This window comes from Oleiagrimonas sp. (assembly GCF_027858935.1).
Classification (GTDB): Bacteria; Pseudomonadota; Gammaproteobacteria; order Xanthomonadales; family Rhodanobacteraceae; genus Oleiagrimonas.
The window spans coordinates 1-4,649 of record NZ_JAQIBU010000137.1 but is presented as its reverse complement, the minus strand read 5'-3'; the positions used below and the strand labels follow the sequence as shown (position 1 = coordinate 4,649).

Below are 4,649 nucleotides of genomic sequence, written 5' to 3'. Positions count from 1 at the left end.
GATATCGGCGCAAATCCTGGACTCAGCCGGCTGCGACCAGTGCCGCGGTCATGTCCAGCATGCGGTTGGAGAAACCCCATTCATTGTCGTACCAGGACAGCACCTTGACCATGGTGCCGCCCATCACGCGCGTCTGGGTGGCGTCGTAGGTGCTGGAGGCCGGGTTGTGGTTGAAGTCGACCGATACCAGCGGCTTGGTGTTGATATCCAGGATGCCCTTGAGCGCGCCATCCGAGGCAGTACGCACCAGTTGGTCGATCTCCTCGACGCTGGTTTCGCGTGCGGCGACGAAACACAGGTCGACCACCGATACGTTGATGGTCGGAACGCGCATGGCAAAGCCATCGAGCTTGCCGTTGAGCTCGGGCAGCACAAGGCCGACCGCGGCGGCGGCGCCGGTCTTGGTCGGAATCTGGCTCATGGTGGCCGAACGGGCGCGGCGCAGGTCGCTGTGGAACACGTCGGTCAGGACCTGATCGTTGGTATAGGCATGAATGGTGGTCATCAGACCATGCACGATGCCGATGCCGTCATGCAGCACCTTGGCTAGCGGCGCCAGGCAGTTGGTGGTGCAGCTGGCGTTGGAAATCACCTGGTGTGCGGCGGTGAGCTGGTCGTGGTTGACCCCGTAGACGAAGGTGCCGTCGATATCCTTGTCGCCAGGCGCCGAGATGATCACCTTCTTCGCGCCGGCCTGGAGATGTGCACCAGCCTTGGCCTTGCTGCGGAACAGCCCGGTGCACTCCAGCACCACATCCACCCCGAGATCACTCCAGGGAAGCTTCGAGGGATCGCGTTCGGCGCAGACCTTGATGCGGTCGCCGTTGACGACCAGGTCGCCGCCCTCGACGCTCACTTCGCCGGGAAACTTGCCATGCGCGGTATCGTACTGGGTCAGATGGGCGTTGGTTTCGGCATCGCCGAGGTCGTTGACCGCGACGATGCGGATGTCGTTGTTGCGGCCGGACTCGTAGAGCGCACGCAGAACATTGCGGCCGATGCGACCGTACCCGTTGATGGCAACCTTGATGGCCATGGAGCAGACTCCTCAAATGCGTTGACGGACAAAGGCGCACCAAACCGGCGAGCCGATCCCACATAGTAACGCGATCATTGCCCGCACTCATCCTGGAGGTTCGGGGTCAGGGTGCCTTCGGGGCACGAAGGCGTTCATCGGCACGCGTGTACCGACTCGTCCGCCGGCTATCGCGCCAGTTGCTGCTTTACGAAGGGTCGCTCCCGGGGGCGCAGTAAATGCCGTACAGCGCGCCGATCAGCTGCTGGGCCGGCCCCGGCCTGAGCGCATACCAGATCGTCTGCGATTCGCGTCGTGTGGCCACGAGTGCTTCCTCGCGCAGCCTGGCCAGGTGCTGGGAAAGGGCCGACTGGCTGAGTTCCGGCAGTTGTTCATTCAGCTGGCCGACCGATTGCTCGCCGCCCACCAGCATGCACAAAAGGCGCAGGCGCTGGGGATTGCCCAGCGTCTTCAGCAGGCGGGCGGCCTCGTCGGCGCGATGCTGCATGGCGGTGAGGTCGAGATCGGCAGGTAGGGCCACGGACAAATCCTCTGCAAAGGCTTGCATGACGTTCGGTGCTGATACTATCATGCTTGCTAATTAAGCAATAACTAATTTAGACTATACGAAACCATAGCCGGTTGATCCTCGTCAATGGTGATCGCGCCGGGCCGGCGCAGACTGATTTGATCGACCTCAGGCGGGTCCGGGCTGGGTTCGACAAACGCGTCATGCGCACGGGGCGCGAGGCCAGGAACGGGGTCTGACTGCTGAAGTTTGTACACAAGGTACTGGGCATCCTGCGGCAGGCCCCGGACGAGCCGGAACCTGATTTCACCATCCATCGGAGCGTTGCATCATGAACATCACGCGTTTTGTATTCGCCTTTGCCGGCAGCGTCATTCTGGTCAGCATCGTTCTGGCCCTGTATGTCTCGCCGTGGTGGCTATTGCTGACCGCGTTCGTCGGTGCCAACCAACTGCAGACGGCGTTTACCGGTTTCTGTCCGCTGGCGCGCATCCTGAACTGGATGGGCATGAAGCCGGGATCCGCATTCACGAACCTGTGACGCGTCCCCGCTGGGGATCCGTTTTCTTTCCGGGGTCCGGCCCCGGCGCCTGCCGCTGAAAGTCCCGGCAAGCGCCGGCGGTATCGCCCCGTTCACGAGAAACAAAGGCCGTTTCGGCATGAATCGACGTTATCTCATGGGGTTGTGGCTGCTCGCGCTGCCTTTGCTGGCCGCTTGCGGCAAGTCGCCCGAAAATCCAAAGCCCGTTTCCCGACCGCCACCGCTGGCCACCCAGATCTTGCACGTCGAGCAGGCCCATCGCGAGCAGGTCTGGGACGGCGTGGTCGATGCTGTGCATCAGGTGACCCTGACCGCGCAGACCAATGCGCGCGTGAAGGAACTGCCCTACGACGTCGGTGACAGGGTCAAGGCAGGGGACGTGCTGGTGCGCTTCACCGATGTCGAGCAAAAGTCCGCGCACTCGGCCGCGCAGGCGCAGATCGCATCCGCGCGGGCCGCCTACGTCAATGCCGAGGCCCACTACAAGCGCATCGCCTCGATCTATGCCCAGCGGCTGGTGTCCACGTCCGACCTGGACCAGGCACGCAGCGCGCGTGATGCCGCGCAGGCCGCGTTGCGCGCGGCGCAGGCGCAGTCACGGCAGGTCGGGCAGCAGTTGGATTACACCGTGGTACGGGCGCCCTACGACGGCATCGTCACCCAACGCTTCGTGCAGGTCGGCGAGGCCGTGCAGGCCGGACCGCCCTCGCCGCAGGCATTGATTGCGATCGAGTCGCTCAAGGACCTGCGCGTGAAGGTGCAGGTGCCGCAGAGCGCCATCGCTGCCATCCGCAAGTACCACCAGGCACAGATCCTTCCGGAGGACGGTCGCGGCGCACGCATGGATGTCGCCAGGGTGATCGTGTATCCGTACGCCGACCCGAAGACGCACACGTTCGACGTGCGTCTGCTCCTGGACGGTTCCCATCCGGACCTGTTCCCGGGGATGACGGTCAAGGCCGCCTTTGCCGTGGGCACGGCCCGTCGTCTGCTGGTGCCGGAAAGCGCCATCTGGCATCAGGGCGAGGTCAGCGGTGTCTACGTGATCGAGGGCCACGATGTATCACTGCGCCAAGTGCGGACCGGGGAGCGCTTCGGCAAACGTGTCGAGGTGCTGTCGGGCCTGCGTGACGGTGACATGATCGCCACCGATCCGGCGGCCGCCGCGCGCTACCTTTCCAGTCAGCACGCAGAGTCGCAGACATGAGCTCGCGTCTGGGATTTTCCGGTCGCATCGCGCGCGCCTTCCAGTCTTCGCCACTGACTCCGATCCTGGCGATGGCGGCACTGCTGCTGGGTCTGACCGCAATCATGATCACGCCGCGCGAGGAAGAGCCGCAGATCGACGTCACCATGGCCAACGTGATGGTGCCGTTTCCGGGCGCCGACGTGCACGACGTGGAGAACCTGGTCACCTATCCGCTGGAGAAGAAACTCTCCGAGATGCAGGGGATCAAGCATGTCTATTCGGTCAGCCGGCCGGGCCTGTCGATGATCACGGTCGAGTTCAAGGTGGGCGTGCCGCGTCGGACCGCGATCGTGCGCCTGTACAACCAGGTCTACCAGAACCGCGACTTCGTGCCGTCGGGCCTGGGCGTGGGGCAGCCGCTGATACGGCCCATGGGCATCGACGACGTGCCGGTGATGGGACTGACCCTGTGGAGCAACAACCCGCAGCGCACCCCGACCCAGCTGGCCGAGGTGGCGCATTCGCTGGAGACCGTGCTGAAACGGATCCCCGGCACGCGCGACGTTTACACCATCGGTGCGCCGGATCGTGCCGTGGTGGTGCAGCTGGAGCCGGCCAGGCTGGCCGCCTATGGCCTTTCCATGGGTGATCTGGTGAAGGCACTGAAAGCCGCCAACGTGGTGTCACAGGCCGGCAACCGGGTCGGCGATGATCGCACGATCCCGGTCACCGCAGGCACGTTCCTGGCCGACGCGCACCAGATCCGGCAACTGGTCATTGGCCTGAACCACGGCCACCCGGTGTTCCTGTCCGATGTGGCGAAGATCCATCGCGGCGCCGACCTGCCTGCCAAGTACGTGTGGTTCGGCACGCCGCCGGGCAAGGGGGGGCCATCGATGGGCACCGCGCCGGCGGTGACCATCGCCGTGGCCAAGAAGTCCGGCAGCAATGCTGCCGATATCACCGACGCCATAAGGGCGAAGCTCAAGGCCCTGCGCGGCGATGTCATTCCCAGCGACGTGCATGTCACAGTGACTCGCGACTACGGCAAGACCGCCACGGAGAAGGCCGACGGCCTGCTGCTGCACCTGCTGCTCGCCACTCTGTCGGTCGTGCTTCTGGTGGTGTTCGCGCTGGGCTGGCGCGAGGGCCTCGTGGTGGGCACGGCGGTGATCATCACCCTCATGCTGACCCTGTTCGCCTCCTGGGCGATGGGCTTCACCATCAATCGCGTGTCGCTGTTCGCGCTGATCTTCTCCATCGGCATCCTGGTCGACGATGCCATCGTGGTGGTGGAGAACATCCACCGGCATATGGCGCTGGGCGGACGCAGCCTGCGCCAGGCCATCCCCGAAGCCGTCTCGGAAGTTGGTGG

The 4,649-nt window shown here is 64.3% G+C and carries 5 protein-coding genes; 3 read left to right on the top strand and 2 right to left on the bottom strand.

Annotated features, from left to right (window positions below; translation table 11 throughout):
• Positions 1-22: 22 nt before the first annotated feature.
• Both gap and PF446_RS05180 read right to left on the bottom strand, forming a co-directional pair.
• Positions 23-1,036, bottom strand: a complete 1,014-nt coding sequence (gap, locus tag PF446_RS05185) for a type I glyceraldehyde-3-phosphate dehydrogenase (RefSeq protein ID WP_298070182.1) — start codon at positions 1,034-1,036, stop codon at positions 23-25.
• Positions 1,037-1,223: 187 nt separating this feature from the next.
• Positions 1,224-1,523, bottom strand: a complete 300-nt coding sequence (locus PF446_RS05180; RefSeq protein WP_298070183.1) for a metalloregulator ArsR/SmtB family transcription factor — start codon at positions 1,521-1,523, stop codon at positions 1,224-1,226.
• Positions 1,524-1,875: 352 nt separating this feature from the next.
• Here PF446_RS05180 and PF446_RS05175 point away from each other — a divergent pair, with 352 nt between their 5' ends.
• From PF446_RS05175 to PF446_RS05165, 3 genes are all read left to right on the top strand, one after another.
• On the top strand, positions 1,876-2,085 hold the full coding sequence (locus PF446_RS05175) for a DUF2892 domain-containing protein (protein WP_298070181.1): 210 nt from the start codon (positions 1,876-1,878) through the stop codon (positions 2,083-2,085).
• Positions 2,086-2,203: 118 nt separating this feature from the next.
• Positions 2,204-3,292, top strand: coding sequence for an efflux RND transporter periplasmic adaptor subunit (locus tag PF446_RS05170; RefSeq protein WP_298070180.1), 1,089 nt, complete (start codon positions 2,204-2,206; stop codon positions 3,290-3,292).
• A partial coding sequence (locus PF446_RS05165; RefSeq protein WP_298070179.1) for an efflux RND transporter permease subunit occupies positions 3,289-4,649 on the top strand: 1,361 nt, incomplete at its 3' end. The genes PF446_RS05170 and PF446_RS05165, both read left to right, overlap by 4 nt.